Origin of the sequence: Pseudomonas sp. P7548, from assembly GCF_013386585.1 — a bacterium.
GTDB lineage: Bacteria > Pseudomonadota > Gammaproteobacteria > Pseudomonadales > Pseudomonadaceae > Aquipseudomonas.
Map to the genome: position 1 here is coordinate 1 of NZ_JACARO010000055.1, position 17,541 is coordinate 17,541.

Genomic DNA, 17,541 nt, shown 5'->3' on the forward strand with positions numbered 1-17,541 from the left:
TCGAGCGGTTCTCATGATCGGTCCACACCACCGAATCACCGGAAACCTCCAGCCGGTGCGCCAGCGCATGACTCCAACCAAACCCCAACCCGCAATCCACTTCCACGGCGCTGGTGCGATAAAGCCGGGTCCACTCGAACGGCAATATCCCATCGAGCGTGCCATCGGTGAGGGTGAGCAATTCCTCGCCGGTGACCATCGACACCGGGCAGCCGTTCTTGCACGTAGTCGCCGAGCAGGTCGCCGCATCGCCGTTCTGGTTTTTCCCGGACACCGGCACGTCATCGACCTGTTCCTGCCTGACCAGCACCGTGCGCTGTGTCTTTTCGCGCACCACCGGGACGGGGTTTGGAACCAGATTGTCCCCGGCCTTCAATGGCACATCGGGGATCGTCTTGATCGGCGTTGCAGGCCCACCCAGCCAAATCGGCTTACCCATCTCGACATGGTCATCCACCCGGGCTTTGCCGAATTGCTTGGCCATGTGGTTCAGCCAAGTGCGGGCAGCTTGCGACTTGACGCCCGCCAGCACCTTCGAGCTCAAGCGAATTGCCATGCCCATTCCGGCCGTCGCGAGCACCAGCAACAGGTTGATCAGCACTTCAAAGCTGATTTCACCCAGCAGTTCGTTCATGTACGGAGGTGGCAACATCCGCATCCAACTGACCATTGCGGCCAGGTAGATAAACAGCAGCGGCTCATCGCTGAGCACCAGCAAACCCTTTGCGATGGCGTCGGTGTCGAGCTTTAACAGGTTTTCAAACTCAACCTGGGACAGGTAATGCAGCAGTTGTTCGGCATGGGCCAGCGGAGCCGACAGCCATTGGAGCAGTTGTTCCAGGTTGTCCCAGAGCGCGTACAGCGCCTCGTTGAATCCGCGCGTGTAGGCTTGATAAAGCGACAGGTAGCGCTTGAGAAAGTTGGCTTCGGAGTAGTCCTTCCAAAGCGGTTCGAAGGTGTCGCGCCATTCCTTGCGCAGCCAGCCTTCCAGGGGGGCGATGACCGTCTGGTAAGAGGCATACAACGCCTTGAAATGTGTGGCGGAAACATTAGGGTAGAAGTTGACCCGGTATTGCTGGTTACGGTCGCACTCCGTGACTTCAAGTATGCCGCTGGGCCCGATGGTTTTATGGATCGGTTCGCCCAGCGGGCCACCGCTCGGGTCGATGCGCTGCAACACCACCGGCGTATTGCCAATGGGCACGAACCGTGAGCTTTGGAACATATGCACCAGGGTCAGCGTACCGTTCGCCTGGCACGTTGCAGTGGTGCTGTTGGGCAGGATGGAGCGATTGATCGGCGCAACGAGCGCCACGTCATCGCCGACTTTGAAGACCTGTTCGATATCCAGGGCGGAAAAACTGAAAAAATTTTCGGCCCAGGCGTCGTAGGAGTTCAGGCAGCGCTTGAAGTCGCTGATAACGGATTCGACGTCACGCGTCTTCGAATCCATGGCCGCCAGTACCAGAAAGCCAATGGTTTGGCTGGTAAGGGCGATCAAGAGCATGCCCCATGAAATGGGGGCTGAATAAATAACGCCATCTGCAATCCCTCGCACTGTGTATTCAGGCGAAGGACTTTGCAGTGGTTTTCGGGCGATATCTGTAGAGCTTGTCCCGTCATCACGTGGGACGCTTCAGCCGTTTGCGTGCTACGTGAGCGGGGGATGGACCTGTCATTTTTGGAAAAGACTCGAAAGCCCAGCTGTTCAGCGAACGCCGGTTAGACTTACCGGTCGATATCTGCAATACCCGGCCTGTCGCCTTTCAAGGAAGCCTTATGTTCTCAAGCCGCGTGATCCTGTGCCTTGCCGCTTTGCTGGTGCTGGCCGGTTGCTCCACAACACGCAACCCGCAGCAGCCGGAGCGCAGCGAAACCGAGGTGAAGGCGCAAATCGTGCGCCTGCTGCCGGCGACGGTGGCCGACCGCAACGGCTGGGCCCAGGACATCTACACCGCCTTCGATGCCCAGAAGATCTACCCCAGCACCGAGAATATCTGCGCCGTGCTGGCGGTGACCGAGCAGGAGTCCACTTATCAGGTCGACCCGCCCGTGCCGAACATGGGCAAGATCGCCCAGGATGAAATCCTGCGGCGTGCGGGGAAAGTCCACGTACCGGCGTTTGTCGTCCGCAGCGCGCTGCAACTGCGCTCGCCCACCGGGAAAACCTACACCGACCGCCTGAGCGCCGCGCGCACCGAGAAGGACCTGAGCGGCATTTTCGATGACTTCATCAGCATGGTGCCGTTGGGCAACACCCTGTTTGGCGGCTTCAACCCGGTGCACACCGCAGGCCCCATGCAGGTCAGCATCGACTTTGCGCAGAAGCAGGCCCGGGGTTATCCCTACACGGTGGATGGCACCATCCGACGCGAGGTCTTCACCCGCCGTGGCAGCATGTATTTCGGTATCGCGCACTTGCTGGGCTACCCGGTCAACTACGACCAGCCGCTGTACCGTTTTGCCGATTTCAATGCCGGCTGGTACGCCAGCCGTAATGCCGCGTTCCAGGCTGCGGTCAGCCGAGTGACGGGCACCGAGTTGGCGTTGGATGGTGATCTGATTCGCTATGGCTCATTGCTGCCCGGCACCACCGAGCTGGCAGTGCGTTCCCTGGGAGCGAAGCTAGACATGCGCAACCCCAGCATCCGCAGCCAGCTGGAGGAGGGTGAGAGCCTGGATTTTGAAGACACCACCCTCTACAAGCGTGTGTTTGCACTGGCTGACAAAGCTGCCGGCAAGCCGATGCCACGGGCGATCCTGCCGGGCATCGTGCTCAAGAGCCCCAAGATCACCCGCAACCTGACCACGGCGTGGTTTGCCAAGCGGGTGGATGAACGGTATCAGCGTTGCATGAAGCGTTGATCACGTGCGGCGTTTGACAAACCGGCGCCACAACCACACCCAAAGCCACACCACCGGGAACGCCAGGATCACAAACGGCAGCACATAACTGGAGCGCTCCAGAGCGTCTGCCGTACCATTGACCAGGTTGTCGCCGAGGTTGCTGAACATCCGGCTGAACCGCGACGGCTGGTTCGCACCGTCGGAGGAGCGGAAGTTCAGGGTCACGCGGTTGGTGTCGAGGCGGCGTTGCTGGCCGGCGGAGACCTGGGCCAGTTCCTGCAGTTCGTTTTCGATGGCCGCTTGTTCTTTGCTCAGGGCAATCAGGTCGCTGACGGTGATGTCCTTGCGCTTGGCCAGCTCATCCAGGCGTTGCTGTTGGGCCAGTAGGCGGTCCTGGCGGCGACGCACATCAGCGACGGCATCGGCCAGGTCCTCGGCAGTGGTGATGCGCCGCCCGAGTTTTCCGCCCTCGGCGGCCAGGGTAACCATAGGCTCCACACCGGTGGGGGCGATGCGCAGGATGATCTCGCCGCCGTTGCCGTCTTCGGTGATACCCAGGATGTTGCAGGCACCGAAGCGCGCAGTCTCACAGGCCTCGCGAGTTTCCTGCATGCGCGGGGCGAGCAGGGCGCCAGGCAGGGCGAGGGTCAGTTCATGTTCATAGGCCAATTGTGCGCCGGCCCGGCTCTGTTCGCCGTTGATCACCCGGGCGCGGGAAGGGTCCTTGGGTGAGCAGCCTGCAATGGCCAGCGCCACGAGCAAGCACAGGAAATAAGAGGTTGGTTTGCCGTCCAGATGGCGCATTGCGGCTCCTTGGGAGGTGCGGGGAAATTTGACGGCGATTAAACCGGGTCTGGCCGATTAACGCAAAGCATCAGAGGGGATTTGCGCGGCTGATGGTGATGGCCGACGGAGGGTGCCAGGCGTACACCTCAAGCCTGACTCCAAGGAAGAACTTGCCATGATCGCTCACACCGTGCCTGAAGGTTTTGTCTCGTTGCCACGCAGCAGTCCACTGCTCGATTTATTGGGCCCGGCTTACTGCCGGGGTGAAGGTTTACATCTGGAGATTGGCTTGCGTGCGGACAACCGCCATGCCAATGGACGCGGTACGGTGCATGGCGGGGTGCTGGCGACCCTGGCGGACGTCGGCATGGGCTATGCGATGGCGTTTTCCAGTGAGCCGCCGCTGCCGTTGATCACGGCGAGCATGACCCTGGACTACCTTGGGGCCGTGCAAGTGGGGGAGTGGATTGTGGTGCGGTTGGAGCATCACAAGCGAGGGCGGCAGATGGCGTTTGCCACCGTGAGCCTGCAGGTGGGGGAGAAGGTGGTAGCGCGGGCGAATGCGGTGTTTGCCGTGCCCCAATCCGACAGGCAATAAAGATCAAATGTGGGAGCGGGCTTGCTCGCGAATGCAGTGTGTCAGTCACCCTATTCATGGCTGACTCACCGCTTTCGCGAGCAAGCCCGCTCCCACATTTGAACAGCGTTTTTCAGATAGAGCGCATTAAGAAAGGGCCCGGTTTTCGTGGAACCGGGCCTTTTCCGTGTTGCTCTTTGGATCAGCTGCGTTCGAGGGCGAGGGCTACGCCTTGGCCACCACCGATGCACAGCGTTGCCAGGCCTTTCTTGGCGTCGCGCTTGATCATTTCATGCAGCAGGGTCACCAGCACGCGGCAGCCTGAGGCGCCGATGGGGTGGCCGATGGCAATGGCGCCGCCGTTGACGTTGACCTTGCTCGCGTCCCATTCCAGCTCTTTGCCCACCGCCAAGGATTGCGCGGCGAAGGCTTCGTTGGCTTCGATCAGGTCCAGGTCGCCCAGGCTCCAACCGGCCTTGTCCAGGCAGCGGCGGGTGGCCGACACCGGGCCGATGCCCATGATCGCCGGGTCGACGCCTGCGTTGGCGTAGCTGGCGATGCGCGCCAGCACGGGCAGGCCGAGGGCCTTGGCCTTGTCGGCGCTCATCAGCAGCACCGCAGCGGCGCCGTCGTTGAGGCTGGAAGCGTTGCCGGCGGTGACGCTGCCGTCTTTCTTGAACGCCGGTTTCAGCTTGGCCAGGGATTCGGCGGTGGTGCCGGCGCGGGGTTGTTCATCCACCGCAAACGCCACCGGATCGCCTTTGCGCTGCGGGATCAGGATGGGTGTGATTTCATCCACAAAACGCCCGGCTTCGATGGCGGCAGCGGCTTTTTGCTGGGAGGCTGCGGCGAACGCATCCTGGGCTTCACGGCTGATGCCGTACTTGTCCACCAGGTTCTCGGCGGTGATGCCCATGTGGTAGTCGTTGAACGCATCCCACAGGCCGTCGGTGATCATGCTGTCGATCATCTTGGCGTGGCCCATGCGCAAGCCGGTGCGCGCGGCGGGCAGTACGTAAGGGGCGAGGCTCATGTTCTCCATGCCGCCTGCGATAATGACCTCGGCATCGCCACAGCGAATGGCCTGGGCGCCCAGGTGCAAGGCCTTGAGGCCCGAACCGCAGACCTTGTTCAAGGTCAGGCTCGGCACCGCGTGGGGCAGGCCGGCGAGGATCGAGGCCTGGCGCGCCGGGTTCTGGCCGCTGCCTGCGGTAAGCACCTGGCCGAGGATTACTTCGTCGACCTGAGCCGGGTCCAGTCCGGTCTGTTCCAACAGGCGACGGATCACGGCGGCGCCCAGTTCCGGTGCCGGGATGTTCGCCAGCGAACCCTGGAAGCTGCCCACGGCGGTGCGGGTGGCAGCAACAATCACGACGTCTTGCATGGAATCTGTCCTCACTGGAAGTGCATTTCTGGAACGTGGTCCGGGACGATCAGTTTACCGGCCGTCTTGCTCACAATCTCTTCAACGCTGACGCCAGGTGCGCGTTCCTTGAGGACAAAAGCGCCATTTTCGATTTCCAGGTACGCCAGGTCCGTCAGTACGCGCTTGATGCAGTTGGCACCGGTCAGCGGCAGGCTGCATTGGCTGAGCAGCTTGGACTCACCGTCCTTGGACGCGTGGGTCATGATCACGATGATGTTTTCTGCACCGGCCACCAGGTCCATGGCGCCGCCCATGCCCTTGACCAGCTTGCCAGGGATCATCCACGAGGCGATGTTGCCTTGTACGTCCACTTCGAAGGCGCCCAGCACGGTAAGGTCGACGTGGCCGCCACGGATCATCGCGAAGGATTCGGCGGAGGAGAAGATCGACGCGCCGATGCGTGCGGTCACCGTCTGTTTACCGGCGTTGATCATGTCGGCATCGATGGTTTCTTCGGTAGGAAACGGTCCCATGCCCAGCAGGCCGTTTTCCGATTGCAGCATCACTTCCATGCCTTCGGGAATGTAGTTGGCCACCAGTGTCGGAATGCCGATGCCCAGGTTGACGTAGAAACCGTCCTGCATTTCGCGGGCGACGCGTTGAGCCATTTGTTCGCGGGTAAGCGCCATGTGTGTTTCCTCTTATTATTCGGGCTGGGGGCGGATTATTTGCGCACGGTGCGCTGTTCGATGCGCTTCTCGAACGTGCCGCAGATGATCCGGTCGACGTAGATGCCAGGGGTGTGGATCTGCGCCGGGTCCAGCTCGCCCGGTTCGACGATTTCCTCGACTTCGACCACGGTAATCTTGCCGGCGGTGGCGGCCAGCGGGTTGAAGTTCTGGGCTGTATGGCGGTAGATCACGTTACCGAAGTGGTCGGCTTTCCAGCCTTTGACGATGGCGAAGTCGCCGGTGATGGACTCCTCCATCAGGTACGGGCGGCCGTTGAACTCGCGGGTTTCCTTGCCTTCGGCCACAGGGGTGCCGACACCGGTGGCGGTGAAGAAGGCCGGGATACCGGCGCCGCCTGCACGCATTTTTTCGGCCAGGGTGCCCTGTGGGGTCAGCACCACTTCGATTTCGCCGCTGAGCAATTGCTTCTCGAACAGGGCGTTTTCACCCACGTAGGAGGCGATCACCTTGCTGATCTGTTTTTCTTCGAGCAGCACGCCCAGGCCAAAACCGTCGACGCCGCAATTGTTGGAAACCACAGTCAGGTCGCGGGTGCCTTTGCGCTTGATCTCGGCGATGAGGTTTTCTGGAATGCCGCACAGGCCAAAACCACCGGAGAGGACGGTCATGCCGTCTTCCAGGCCTGCCAGCGCTTCTTCATAGGACGCTACGCGTTTATCGAAACCTGCCATATGCACCTCTTTTATTGTTTGTGGTCCAGCCAGTGATCCGAGTGTTGCGCCGGCGGATTGATTTGTTAAGTTGTTTTTTAGGGATGATTGATTTAAAAAACAGCATAGTCGTCCAACCGCCCGGAGCAGCCTCATGACCGTTAAACAGATGCGGGCCTTTCTCGCCGTGGCCCAATCCCTGAGTTTCGCCGCCGCCTGCGAGCGCCTGCACCTTTCCCAATCGGCGTTGAGCCTGACCATCAAGGGCCTGGAAGAAGGCTTGGGCGGGCGCCTGTTCAGCCGCAACACGCGCAATGTGGCCCTCACGCCTGAGGGCGAATCGCTGCTGCCCCTGGCACGCCGGCTGATCGCCGATTGGGACAACGCCGAGGACGAACTGCGCCAGCGCTTCACCTTGCAACGCGGGCGGGTGACCGTGGCAGCGATGCCCTCATTTGCCGGCAACCTGCTGCCGCCGATCCTGAAGATATTCCGCGCACGTTACCCGCAGGTGAACGTGACGGTGCATGACCTGATCAACGAGCAGGTCATGGAGATGGTCCGCGACCGTCAGGTCGAACTGGGTGTGGCGTTCGAGCCCTCGGAGGGTTCATCGCTGGCGTTCACGCCCTTGTACCTGGACCGCTTCATTGCGGTCGTACCCGGCGACTCACCGCTTGCGCAGCGCGATGACATCGACTGGAAGACCCTGTTGGAGCAACCATTCATCACCCTGCAACGGCCTTCCACGGTGCGGGTGATGCTGGAGGAGCACCTGGGTGCCCTGCAAATGAAGCTGCCGGTTGCGCTGGAAAGCCATCAACTGGCGACCGTGGGCAAGATGGTTGCCAGTGGCCTGGGCGTCAGCGCGGTCCCGGCGTTGTGCGCGCAACAGATGGAAGAGGCGGGTGCTCATTGCATCACCCTGAGTGACCCCGTGATCGAACGGCCGATTGGTGTGTTGACCAAGCCAGGGCATGAACTGTCGGCTGCGGCGCAGGTGTTGTTCGACATTTTCCGTGATGAAGCTGCGAAAGGCCGATTCCCACTCTGGCCTGTGTAGGAGTCGGCTTGCCGGCGATGGCATGCTTGAACAGATCGCCACTTTCCAAGGCCGCAATCGCCGCGGTGCGACGATTCGACAAGCCGGCTCCTACAGGGTTTGTGGAGATATTAAAAAATTAGGGTAATAAAAAAGTCCGCTCGGTTAACCGGGCGGACTTAGTGTGCTAACTAATAGTTAGTAGTAGCGGTCGATCACTTTAACTTGCGAGCTGTCCTTGAAAGACGCCCAGGCGTTGTTAAGTGTCTCGAATACATGTTCGATAAAGTTGCGATCGGCCGCGGCCTTCTTGCCGACATAACCCTGGCCACGGCGGTACATCTTCAGGCGCGCCGCCAGTTCACGGTTATTGCGGTCAAACTCGGCTTCTTCGGTGTGGGGCGCCAGGCAGTCAATTTGGACTTCGCCCGATTTACCCACCCAAAGGATATGGTCGTCGAGTGTGTCTTTCTGCGCTGCGAACATCTCAGCCAATTCATCGATAGTTGGTTGGTTGTTCAGATTCATGTGTAAGCCCCTTGACCAGTTGGCGATCTATCAGTTGGTTCGTTAAAACTTCGTAAGTTGTCTCCGGTTGCGAAAACCGGGCGTCAGCGACGGTCTGCCGAATACGGGCAGGGTCTTGAACCTGATGCATGTAGTCTTGCTGATGAACTGCTACGCAATGCTTTCATAACGAAGACAAGCCGCATTTGAGCGCCTTGTACCGAGCCCTCCGGGCCGGTCAGCTTCATCAATCTGCCTTGTGGGCAGTGCACATCCGGAAAAAACAGCTCGGCGGTCAGACGAGCTCTTTCAAAACGCTTGTTGCCAACGCTCCCGATCCGGGAGACGTCTCGATAATGCAAGGACAAAAGGGTTACGTCAACGGTTATGTAGTGATTATTTTTGATCACTACATAAATGGCTGTAGGGACGGGAGAATGCGTGAAAACGTGACTTGGGCGTCATTTTCTGGCGTGCTGGGTCGTTGAGCTGGCCCCAATCATTCCTGGACGGTGGGTGTATCGAATGAAGGGTAATCTGACAGCAGGTGAAGCCACTCCATGTGGAACCAGGGTGTGAATTGCGCTGGGGATTCTGAAAGCCGGGCCGAGATTTCGGCGCGAGTCCACCATTTGATCTCACTGATTTCCTCTGCCGCCGGGTTGGCCGCCGCGTCAGACTGAGCAACCAATACATGACAAAACTCGTGCTCCGCACCGATCGAGCCAAAGCGAGCATGATATTCAAAACTGTACAGAAACCGGCACGAGGCAGAAATGCCCAGTTCTTCGCGCAGACGACGAGAGGCGGCATCCGTAATCGTCTCGCCGGGTGCCGGATGGCTGCAGCAGGCATTCGACCAGAAACCTGGCCAAAGCATTTTACCGGCAGCACGACGTTGAAGTAGATGACGTCCGGCGCTGTCGATCAGATGGACCGAAAAGGCGCGATGAAGCTGACCCTCCCCCAGGTGTGCGGCACGTTTGTCACACTCGCCGACTTGCACGTCTTGTGCGTCAACTAACACTACATGATCGATCATTCTGAGTTCCTTCGGTGTAATGCGCGGCGCTCCGCCGTTCTACCCACGTCCAGGGGCTTGTCCCCAGGCGCTGACAAATGTCAATGCAGTGTCGGTGAATGTTGGATCGGCACGCAGGTGGGTCATGGCCTCCAGGTCATCCTGGGTGAGTAACCCAAGTTTCAGCAGCGCCGGCCCAGCCTGTAGGGTAGTTGAGGCCCAGAATGTATCGGCAGGGCTGTTATCACCGATTCGGCCTTCAAAGAGGCGATGCCCTACGTTGGAGAGTCCCCTGTCACGCAATCGGTCAGGGAGCGTATCGGCCCAGAGCATGTCGGAGCCTATGGATTTTGTCAGAAGTGTGATGCCGGCTTGGGCGACTTTTCGGAACAATGGGTGCGAGGTTTTCAAGCTCGGCTGTAGGCTCACGTCTTCGACCACCAACCAGCCACCAGGGCGAAGCCAGGTGACGGCGCGCGTCAATATGTCTTCCCGTTGGGGGAGGTGGCACAGGAGCGCCCTGGCGTGTACCACATCAAAAGAGGCCACAGGAAAGTCATCGGTAACGGCATTGTGGGTGAGCACCTTTATGCCGGGTATATCGGCGAGGAATCGGGTATCGATATCGGTCGCCGTGACTGTCGCGTCAGGGTATCGCTGGGCCAGCCAGCCAGTGAACGACCCCGCACCGGCGCCGAGATCGAGGATGTCAGGCTTGCACGGAAGGTTGAGCTGGTCGAAAACCGTTTGGCTCTGTGGGTCAAAGGCGCATTCAAGCGTGCGCAAGCGTGCCAATTGGCCGGCGTGCTGGTCGCCGAGATAGCTGTCGGTGTAGCCGGGGGCAGCAGTGGTCATAGAACGACCTCCAGTCGGTCGGGGCAGCGGTTCAGAAAGCCGTGTTCCGAGGGCTGGAACCCTGGCGCCCAGCGCACGTCTGGAAAGGTCTGTAGCAGCATGCGAGCGCCGATCGTGATTTCCATCCGCGCCAGCATGGATCCCAGGCAGAAGTGACGCCCTGCGCCGAACGCGAAATGATTTGTTGCCTGATCGTTGCGCGACAAGCTGAAGGTGTCCGGGTCGGTGTATTGAGCCGGATCACGGTTGGCCGAGCCGATCAGGCAGGCCAGGGTCGCACCGGAAGGAATCGTTCCCGACGGTAGTTGCAGCGCCTCGCGGGCCTCGCGGAGTACGAGTTGCAAAGGAGGGTTGCGTCGCAAGGTTTCGGTGAGCGCAGTGTCCATCAAGTCGGGATCAGCCATCACGGCGTCTTTGACGCCGGGTTCGCTCAGCAGGTTGACAATGAGATTTGCGAGGGCGCCGTGACTGGTCTCGCTACCTGCAGTCATCAGAATTGCGCAGTAAGCCCGGACGAAGGTTTCAGGCAATGGTTGGCCGTCAATCTCTGCCGCCAGGAGCTGTGAAATCAAATCATCTGCAGGTTTAGCGCGGCGGGCGTCGATGTGTGGCTGGATGAAATCGTAGAAATTGTCTCGATTGGACAACCCCCCGGTCAGCAGGGCCGGGTCCTGTCGATAATTGCCCATGTAAGCGAAGCCGATCGCGCACCAGCGCTTCAGCCGCTCTACCTCTTCGCAGGTGTCAGCCGGCAGGCCCAGTGCGTGAGCCATCACCCGCACGGGCAGTGCTGCAGTGAAGTCGGCGATAAGGTCCACCTGGGCCCGGCCATGCATGCGTGCCAGCAGGTCAGTGGTGACCGAAATGATGGATGCTTCAAGCGCGGCAAGGGCTTGGCTGCGAAACGATGGGCTGAGCAGTGCACGGTGCTGAGCGTGTTCACAGCCGTCCATCGCCACGAGAGTGTGTCCCAGCAGCGGCCCAATCTGCCAGGCGTAGTTATTGTTGCTGGCTTGCGGATGAGTCAATGCAGCTTTGACATCCACATACCGGCTGACCAGCCATACGTCCGTGGGCTCGTCGTAGGTGATCGGCAGAGTGGTACGTAAACGTTCATACAAGGGATAGGGGTCGATTTCGAACTGCCTGGATTTCAGCGTGGGTGGCGTAAGTGTCAGGTCCACTGTCCGGTTGGCCTGAGTTGTAGCGCCGGTGGTGTGCAGGTGGTAGCGAGAAACGGTCTGGTGCCAGTCACCCGCTGCCCGGACAACCTGTCGCAGTCGGCCCGGCTCGGTTGCAGCGGATGGCAGGTGATGGGCTGGGCGAGTGGCGACAGCCGTGAACGCCGTGACCGCGTTGACCACCATCTGATGTGCAGAGTCGATCGCGGCTGGCCATTCCATGCCTGCGCTGTCCGCCAGTATCGATACCAGGTTGAAGTGCTCACCACACACCACATCTTTGGCAATCGAATGGATATCGTTCGTCCAGGCAATGATATCGGCACTGTGTCCGCGCAGTGTGTCCCACCATTCGATGTCTGCTGGAGGCTGGTAGGGGTCGAGTGCTTCGGCGGCATCTATCAGATCAAAAAAGAACAGTGCGCCGAACGAATCCCGGCGCAATGGCAGATATTCGGCCAGCGTGAGCACCGCGTCGGTTTCACGCATTCGCACCAGCGTCACCTGGGCGCGCAGGTGTCGGATCAGGTGCCGTACAAGCCGTTGCCGCCAACCGTCGTTACCCCAGTGTCTGGTGCGTGGCCACAGATCGTTGGCCAGGACAGTCAGCATCGGGTCATCAAAACGGCTCATTTCACTGGAGGGATGCGTGCCATCGTTCTCGGTCACTGCCTGCACGGCGGTGACGAATCGCTCCAATGCACCGTTTTCCGCCCATGGCCCGTCATCAATCCGATCATCCAGCGTAAGCGCCCACAGATACCAGCACACCAGCGTCTCGGCTCGGTGTGTGGGGGCTTGTCCGCACAACGCCATCCCCAGCTCGAGCAGCGGCGTGGTGTTTAACCGATGCGCACCGCGTCGACCGATCAAGCCATGTTGCTGTGCCCAAGCGAGGGCATGCGCCTTCAACTGATCGTTGTCGGAACGGGGCGGCGGACCGGCAAAAGGAAGTCGAATCTCTGGAATGATCAGTGATGTCGGTGGTAAATGACGGCCGTGGCGGACACGGGGGCCGCCTTCGAGGTGTACCGTTGGCATGGCGCTCTACCTTGAATCAAGTTTTTATAAGGATCGTTTGGCGGCAACACCCGAGCGGTTCCGTTTTCTGCAAAATGGAAGGCTTGGAGGGTGTTTCTGAGCAATTGGGGCGGTCAGTGCGCGTTTGGAGGGATCGTTCGCTGGCGGGGAGGTGTAAGGCGTTCGAGATTGAGCCATGGCCTGGAGTATCAGCCATAGAGCGTCCCTGTGTCGTATACGCAAAAAACTCCATTGTTCGGCCAACCCGGCTATTCAGACCGGCAGACTTTACTGGAGGACGAAATGCTCAAGATGTAGGAGTTAACTGTGGTCAGCACAGGAAACGGCTCCCATGGCGCGGGCATAAAACCCAACCCCGGAGCGTTTGGTATGTATACCGCGTGTGCCGCCTCGTTGCGGCACACGCCTTCGGGGTCTCTACTCCCCGCGGATGTACTGCTCCAACTGTTTGATCAGGTCAGCCTGGTCGGCAATGGCTTCCTTCACCAGGTCACCGATGGACAGCAGGCCCAGCAGTTTGCCGTCTTCGACCACGGGCAGGTGGCGCAGGTGACTGTCGGTCATGATGTTCATGCACTCATCGACCTTTTTATGGGTGTCGACGGTGATCACCGGAGAGCTCATCACCTCATGGACCTTGGTGGTGACCGATGACAGCCCCTTGAGCATGATTTTGCGCGCGTAGTCACGCTCACTGATGATGCCTACCACTACACCGTCCTGGACCACCGGCAAGGCCCCGACGTTTTTCTCCGACATCCGCACCAGCGCTTCAAACACGGTATGGTCGTGCTTGATGGTGTGGACGTCCTGGTTTTTCTGGTCCTTGGCTTTGAGCACTTGTGCGACGGTTTTCATGGCGGCCACTCCGATGTTGTTGTTAGTGGGTCAGGGTCCCCCTACAGAATCCTAGACGGCCCACGCCGTCGCAAGGTCCAAAGCGGCGTCAAACCCGTCGAAAAACGTCATTCCCCGGATTTTTTTGCGCTTTACCCTGCATTTTTCGGCTTTTTCGCCCGTTTCGGGCCCGTCGCTGCCTTGCGTGGGGCACTCTTGCGTTTCTTTTTCCAGGGGGTGGCACTACGGCCTGCGGGGCTGGCCGGTGCGGTGATGGTCATGCGCATTCCGTTGCAGCGCGCCACCTGCTTGCTCATCCAGGCCGCCTGTTTGGCAACGAATTCCTCCAGGCTCATTTCACCGCTTTGCACCATGTCCAGTGCCTGCTCCCAGATGGCCGTGGTGCCCGGGTCGGCGATGGCGCGGGGCACTGCGTCGATCAAGCTGAACGCCGCCGCTGTGGCCGACAGGGCCTTGCCGTTTTTCACCAGGTAACCACGATCCAACAGCCCCTGGATAATTCCGGCGCGGGTGGCCTCGGTGCCGATGCCGGTGGTGTCCTTGAGTTTTTGCTTGAGCAGCGGGTCTTCCACCAGCTTGGCGACGTTCTTCATCGCCTTGATCAGGTCCCCTTCGGTAAAGGGCTTGGGCGGCTGGGTCCACAGGTCTTTCAGGTTGACCTTTGCCACCGCGTAGTGCTGGCCCTGCACCAATGTCGGCAACGCTTGAGGCGCCGGCGCTTCACGCCCCTTGGCCGGGGCCAGCGCTTCAGGCAATGCGCGTTTCCAGCCCGGCTCGATCACCACCTTGCCCACCGCGCGCAACGCAAAGCCGGCGCAGTCGAAATCCGCCTGGGTGCGATCGTATTCATGGTTGGGCAGGAACTGCGCCAGGTAGCGCGCACGAATCAGCGTGTACACCGCCCGATATTTGCCGGTGAGTTGGCTGGCATCCTTGCCGGCGCCAGTGGGAATGATGCCGTGGTGCGCGCTGACCTTGGCGTCGTTCCAGGCCCGTGAACGGCGCTGGGCATCGATATGCGGCATCAGCTCATTCACGGCCGCGTCTGCGCGCCCGAGTGCTGCGAGGATCTTCGGCGCTTCGCTGTGCTGGCTCACCGGCAGGTAGCCGCAATCGCTTCGCGGGTAAGTGATGGCCTTGTGGGTTTCGTAGAGCGACTGGGCGATATCCAACGTTTCCTGGGCGCCGAGGCCCAGCTTCTTGGAGCAGATTTCCTGCAGGGTGCCCAGGTCGAAGGGCAGGGGAGCCACTTCGCGCATGCGCTCGGTGCGCAGTTTTACCAGGCGTGCACGGGCGGCGTTGCTCATCGCGTCTGCGGCTTCCCGTGCCAGTTGCGGGTTGAGGCAGCGGCCCTGGTCATCACAGGCATCCTCGGCGGCGCGCCACTGGGCGGTGAAGGTCATGCGTTCATGTTGCAGGTCGACATCGATGGCCCAGTAGGCCACCGGCACGAAGTCGGCAATGCTACGGTCGCGGTCCACTACCAGGCGCAAGGTCGGCGTTTGCACGCGGCCCACGGGCAGCACGCCTTGATACCCGGACTGGCGCCCGAGCAAGGTGAACAGCCGGCTCATGTTCATGCCGATCAGCCAGTCGGCGCGGGAACGGCCAAGAGCCGAGTGATACAGGCTAAAGGTTTCTGCCCCCGGTTTGAGTGCGGCGAGGGCCTTGCGGATGGAAGCGTCATCCAGTGCCGACAGCCACAGGCGCTGGATAGGCCCGCGATAACGGCAGTGCTCCACCAGCTCACGGGCAATCATCTCGCCTTCGCGGTCGGCGTCGGTAGCGATCACCAGTTCCTGGGCTTCCCCCAACAGGCGCTTGACCGCCTTGAATTGGCTGGCGGTCTTGGGCTTGACCCGCATCTTCCATTTTTCCGGGATGATCGGCAGGTCCGCCAGCACCCAGCGTTTGTACTTCTCGTCGTAGGCATCGGGCGGGGCGGTTTCCAGCAGGTGGCCGATGCACCAGGTGACGGTAACCCCGGTGCCTAGCCAGCACCCGTCGCCACGGCGGCTGGCGCCGAGCGCGGCCGCAATGTCCTTGGCCTGGGAGGGTTTTTCACAGAGGTACAGCCGCATGGTCAGCCCATTCGTTACACAGTTGAATGGGGAGCAGGATGGGCAAAAGAAGGGATTTGATCAACCATTATCTGGATGGATATACAGCAATTTGTGTGTCCATCGCAAAACCGAATGTGTGCGGGCTTGCTGTGGCGAGCAAGCTTGCTTGCGCTGGGGTGCGAAGCGCCCCCCAAAAAACGGGACTGCTGCGCAGTCAACGGGAGCAAGCTCCCTCGTCACAGCAAGCCCGCTCCCACAGGAGATCTCCAGTAGGTGGAAGATCAGTTGTTGTCGATATCCACGTTGCGCGTTTCCTTGAGGCAGAACAGCCCCACGATCAGGCTCACCCCGGTCACGGCCACCGGGTACCACAAACCGTAGAAGATATCGCCGGTGTACACCACCAGGGCAAACGACACGGTGGGCAGGAACCCGCCAAACCAGCCGTTACCGATGTGGTAGGGCAGCGACATCGAGGTGTAGCGGATACGCGTCGGGAACAGCTCCACCATCAACGCCGCCAGCGGGCCGTAGCACATGGCCGCGATCAGGATGAGCGCCACGATCAGCACCACCACCATGGTCTTGTTGACCTGGGCCACATCCGCCGAAGTCGGGTAGCCGGCCAGGGTCACCGCGCCGCGCAGGGCGGCCTCGTCGAAGCCGTCGATACGCACTTCGCCCACGCTCACCTGTACCGGGCTGCCGGCGGGTGCGGCGGCGCTGCTGTAGGGCAGGCCCTGCTTGACCAGAAACGTCTTGACCTTGTCGCACGGGCTGTCAAATTTCGCCTTGCCCACCGGATCGAACTGGAAGGTGCAGGTGGCCGGGTCGGCCGTCACGGTGATCGGCGCCTGGTGGCTGGCCTGGTCCATGGCGGGGTTGGTGTAGTGCGCCAGGCCCTTGAAGATCGGGAAGTACAGCGCGGTTGCCAGCAGCAGGCCGAGCATCAGCACCGGTTTGCGCCCGATCTTGTCCGACAGCCAGCCGAAGAAAATAAAGAACGGCGCGCCGATCACCACGCTGATGATCAACAGCATGTTCGCCAGGGCTGGGTCCATCTTCAGGAATTGCGTGAGGAAGAACAGCACATAAAATTGCGCTGCGTAGAAGGTCACCGCTTGCCCGCCGTTGATGCTGAACAGCGCAATCAGCACGATCTTGAGGTTTTCCCATTTGCCGAAGGAATCGCGGATTGGCGATTTACTCGCCTTGCCTTCCTCTTTCATTTTCAGGAAGGCCGGCGACTCATGCAGGCTCATGCGGATCCAGGTGGAAATGCCCAGCAGCACGATGGAGAACAGGAACGGAATCCGCCAGCCCCACACCTCGAACTGGTCACCGGTGAAGTAACGGCAGGCCAGCACCACCAGCAGCGACAGCAGCAGGCCGAGGGTAGCGGTGGATTGAATCCAGCTGGTGTGGAAACCGCGTTTGCCGGCCGGTGCGTGCTCGGCCACGTAGGTCGCTGCACCGCCGTATTCACCGCCCAACGCCAGGCCTTGCAGCATGCGCAGCACGATCAGGATGATCGGCGCCGCAATGCCAATGCTGGCGTAGGTGGGCAACAGGCCGACGCAGAAGGTTGCCACGCCCATCAGGATGATGGTCACCAGGAAGGTGTACTTGCGCCCGATCATATCCCCCAGGCGGCCGAACACCAGCGCGCCAAAGGGGCGCACCACGAAGCCTGCGGCAAACGCCATGAGGGCAAAGATGAACGCCGTGGTGTCGTTGACCCCGGCAAAGAACTGCTTGCTGATCACCGCCGCGAGGGCGCCATAGAGGAAAAAGTCATACCACTCGAACACCGTCCCCAGGGACGAGGCGAAGATGACCTTTTTGGAGTCGTTGCCGGCGCTGGCGGTAACCGCCGAGCCCAGGGGTTGAGCATGTTCTGACATCGGGTAGCCCTCACAGTGATTATTTATTGTTGTTCCACTGTCGGCGCCAACTTCAGCGCCGGTCGTCCTTATGCAGGAGCCCGGCTTGCCG

The 17,541-nt window shown here is 60.5% G+C and carries 15 protein-coding genes; 3 read left to right on the top strand and 12 right to left on the bottom strand.

The annotated features are described in order from the left end of the window. Window positions 1-1,453 (bottom strand): DUF6531 domain-containing protein (locus HX803_RS21875; protein WP_256732904.1); only part of this gene is annotated, 1,453 nt, incomplete at its 3' end. A 326-nt stretch (window positions 1,454-1,779) separates the two neighbouring features. Between HX803_RS21875 and HX803_RS21880 the strand changes: the two genes are divergently transcribed. Continuing rightward, window positions 1,780-2,865 carry a DUF1615 domain-containing protein gene (locus HX803_RS21880; RefSeq protein ID WP_178923435.1) on the top strand — a complete coding sequence of 362 codons (1,086 nt, stop codon included), beginning with the start codon at window positions 1,780-1,782 and terminating at the stop codon, window positions 2,863-2,865. On the opposite strand, the gene HX803_RS21885 is transcribed toward HX803_RS21880, so the two are convergent. Next, complete coding sequence (locus tag HX803_RS21885; protein ID WP_178923437.1) at window positions 2,866-3,651, bottom strand: DUF4349 domain-containing protein; 786 nt, start codon at window positions 3,649-3,651, stop codon at window positions 2,866-2,868. A 157-nt stretch (window positions 3,652-3,808) separates the two neighbouring features. Here HX803_RS21885 and HX803_RS21890 point away from each other — a divergent pair, with 157 nt between their 5' ends. Beyond that, window positions 3,809-4,231, top strand: a complete 423-nt coding sequence (locus HX803_RS21890; protein ID WP_178923439.1) for a PaaI family thioesterase — start codon at window positions 3,809-3,811, stop codon at window positions 4,229-4,231. A 181-nt stretch (window positions 4,232-4,412) separates the two neighbouring features. Here the strand turns inward: HX803_RS21890 and HX803_RS21895 are convergent, their stop codons facing one another. Genes HX803_RS21895 through HX803_RS21905 form a run of 3 tightly spaced genes read right to left on the bottom strand, consistent with a single transcriptional unit; the run spans window position 4,413 to window position 6,999 of the window. Beyond that, the gene (locus HX803_RS21895) at window positions 4,413-5,594 is read right to left on the bottom strand and encodes an acetyl-CoA C-acetyltransferase (RefSeq protein WP_178923441.1); all 1,182 of its coding nucleotides are present in this window, start codon (window positions 5,592-5,594) and stop codon (window positions 4,413-4,415) included. A gap of 11 nt (window positions 5,595-5,605) precedes the next feature. Continuing rightward, window positions 5,606-6,265 carry a CoA transferase subunit B gene (locus HX803_RS21900; protein ID WP_003211625.1) on the bottom strand — a complete coding sequence of 220 codons (660 nt, stop codon included), beginning with the start codon at window positions 6,263-6,265 and terminating at the stop codon, window positions 5,606-5,608. A gap of 35 nt (window positions 6,266-6,300) precedes the next feature. Then, entirely contained in the window at window positions 6,301-6,999 is a 699-nt protein-coding gene (locus tag HX803_RS21905; RefSeq protein WP_010211319.1) for a CoA transferase subunit A, read from the bottom strand. 133 nt (window positions 7,000-7,132) lie between these two features. On the opposite strand from HX803_RS21905, the gene HX803_RS21910 reads away from it, so the two are divergent. Further along, a complete protein-coding gene (locus HX803_RS21910; protein WP_178923443.1) occupies window positions 7,133-8,041 on the top strand; it encodes a LysR family transcriptional regulator in 909 nt (302 codons plus the stop codon). Between the two features lie 177 nt (window positions 8,042-8,218). Here the strand turns inward: HX803_RS21910 and HX803_RS21915 are convergent, their stop codons facing one another. From HX803_RS21915 to HX803_RS21945, 7 genes are all read right to left on the bottom strand, one after another. Continuing rightward, entirely contained in the window at window positions 8,219-8,548 is a 330-nt protein-coding gene (locus HX803_RS21915; RefSeq protein WP_176997554.1) for a hypothetical protein, read from the bottom strand. A gap of 478 nt (window positions 8,549-9,026) precedes the next feature. Then, window positions 9,027-9,569, bottom strand: a complete 543-nt coding sequence (gene idi, locus HX803_RS21920; RefSeq protein WP_178923445.1) for an isopentenyl-diphosphate Delta-isomerase — start codon at window positions 9,567-9,569, stop codon at window positions 9,027-9,029. Between the two features lie 39 nt (window positions 9,570-9,608). Beyond that, window positions 9,609-10,403 (bottom strand): trans-aconitate 2-methyltransferase, encoded by a 795-nt coding sequence (locus HX803_RS21925; RefSeq protein ID WP_178923446.1) that lies wholly within the window; start codon window positions 10,401-10,403, stop codon window positions 9,609-9,611. Then, a complete protein-coding gene (locus HX803_RS21930; protein WP_178923447.1) occupies window positions 10,400-12,625 on the bottom strand; it encodes a cytochrome P450 in 2,226 nt (741 codons plus the stop codon). Before HX803_RS21930 ends, HX803_RS21925 begins: the two co-directional genes overlap by 4 nt. Window positions 12,626-13,042: 417 nt before the next feature. Continuing rightward, window positions 13,043-13,483 carry a CBS domain-containing protein gene (locus HX803_RS21935; protein WP_078047822.1) on the bottom strand — a complete coding sequence of 147 codons (441 nt, stop codon included), beginning with the start codon at window positions 13,481-13,483 and terminating at the stop codon, window positions 13,043-13,045. Between the two features lie 131 nt (window positions 13,484-13,614). Further along, window positions 13,615-15,564: a DNA topoisomerase III gene (locus tag HX803_RS21940; protein ID WP_178923448.1), complete on the bottom strand. Its 1,950-nt coding sequence runs from the start codon at window positions 15,562-15,564 to the stop codon at window positions 13,615-13,617. A 263-nt stretch (window positions 15,565-15,827) separates the two neighbouring features. Then, entirely contained in the window at window positions 15,828-17,450 is a 1,623-nt protein-coding gene (locus HX803_RS21945; protein WP_176997557.1) for an MFS transporter, read from the bottom strand. Between the last annotated feature and the right edge of the window lie 91 nt (window positions 17,451-17,541).

Excerpts from the sequence above, each read along its gene's own strand:
- HX803_RS21885 (WP_178923437.1), bottom strand. The coding sequence starts at position 3,651 with ATGCGCCATCTGGACGGCAAACCAACCTCTTATTTCCTGTGCTTGCTC.
- HX803_RS21905 (WP_010211319.1), bottom strand. The coding sequence starts at position 6,999 with ATGGCAGGTTTCGATAAACGCGTAGCGTCCTATGAAGAAGCGCTGGCA.
- HX803_RS21930 (WP_178923447.1), bottom strand. The coding sequence starts at position 12,625 with ATGCCAACGGTACACCTCGAAGGCGGCCCCCGTGTCCGCCACGGCCGT.
- HX803_RS21895 (WP_178923441.1), bottom strand. The coding sequence starts at position 5,594 with ATGCAAGACGTCGTGATTGTTGCTGCCACCCGCACCGCCGTGGGCAGC.
- HX803_RS21890 (WP_178923439.1), top strand. The coding sequence starts at position 3,809 with ATGATCGCTCACACCGTGCCTGAAGGTTTTGTCTCGTTGCCACGCAGC.
- HX803_RS21945 (WP_176997557.1), bottom strand. The coding sequence starts at position 17,450 with ATGTCAGAACATGCTCAACCCCTGGGCTCGGCGGTTACCGCCAGCGCC.
- HX803_RS21915 (WP_176997554.1), bottom strand. The coding sequence starts at position 8,548 with ATGAATCTGAACAACCAACCAACTATCGATGAATTGGCTGAGATGTTC.
- HX803_RS21880 (WP_178923435.1), top strand. The coding sequence starts at position 1,780 with ATGTTCTCAAGCCGCGTGATCCTGTGCCTTGCCGCTTTGCTGGTGCTG.
- HX803_RS21925 (WP_178923446.1), bottom strand. The coding sequence starts at position 10,403 with ATGACCACTGCTGCCCCCGGCTACACCGACAGCTATCTCGGCGACCAG.
- HX803_RS21900 (WP_003211625.1), bottom strand. The coding sequence starts at position 6,265 with ATGGCGCTTACCCGCGAACAAATGGCTCAACGCGTCGCCCGCGAAATG.
- idi (WP_178923445.1), bottom strand. The coding sequence starts at position 9,569 with ATGATCGATCATGTAGTGTTAGTTGACGCACAAGACGTGCAAGTCGGC.
- HX803_RS21940 (WP_178923448.1), bottom strand. The coding sequence starts at position 15,564 with ATGCGGCTGTACCTCTGTGAAAAACCCTCCCAGGCCAAGGACATTGCG.
- HX803_RS21935 (WP_078047822.1), bottom strand. The coding sequence starts at position 13,483 with ATGAAAACCGTCGCACAAGTGCTCAAAGCCAAGGACCAGAAAAACCAG.
- HX803_RS21910 (WP_178923443.1), top strand. The coding sequence starts at position 7,133 with ATGACCGTTAAACAGATGCGGGCCTTTCTCGCCGTGGCCCAATCCCTG.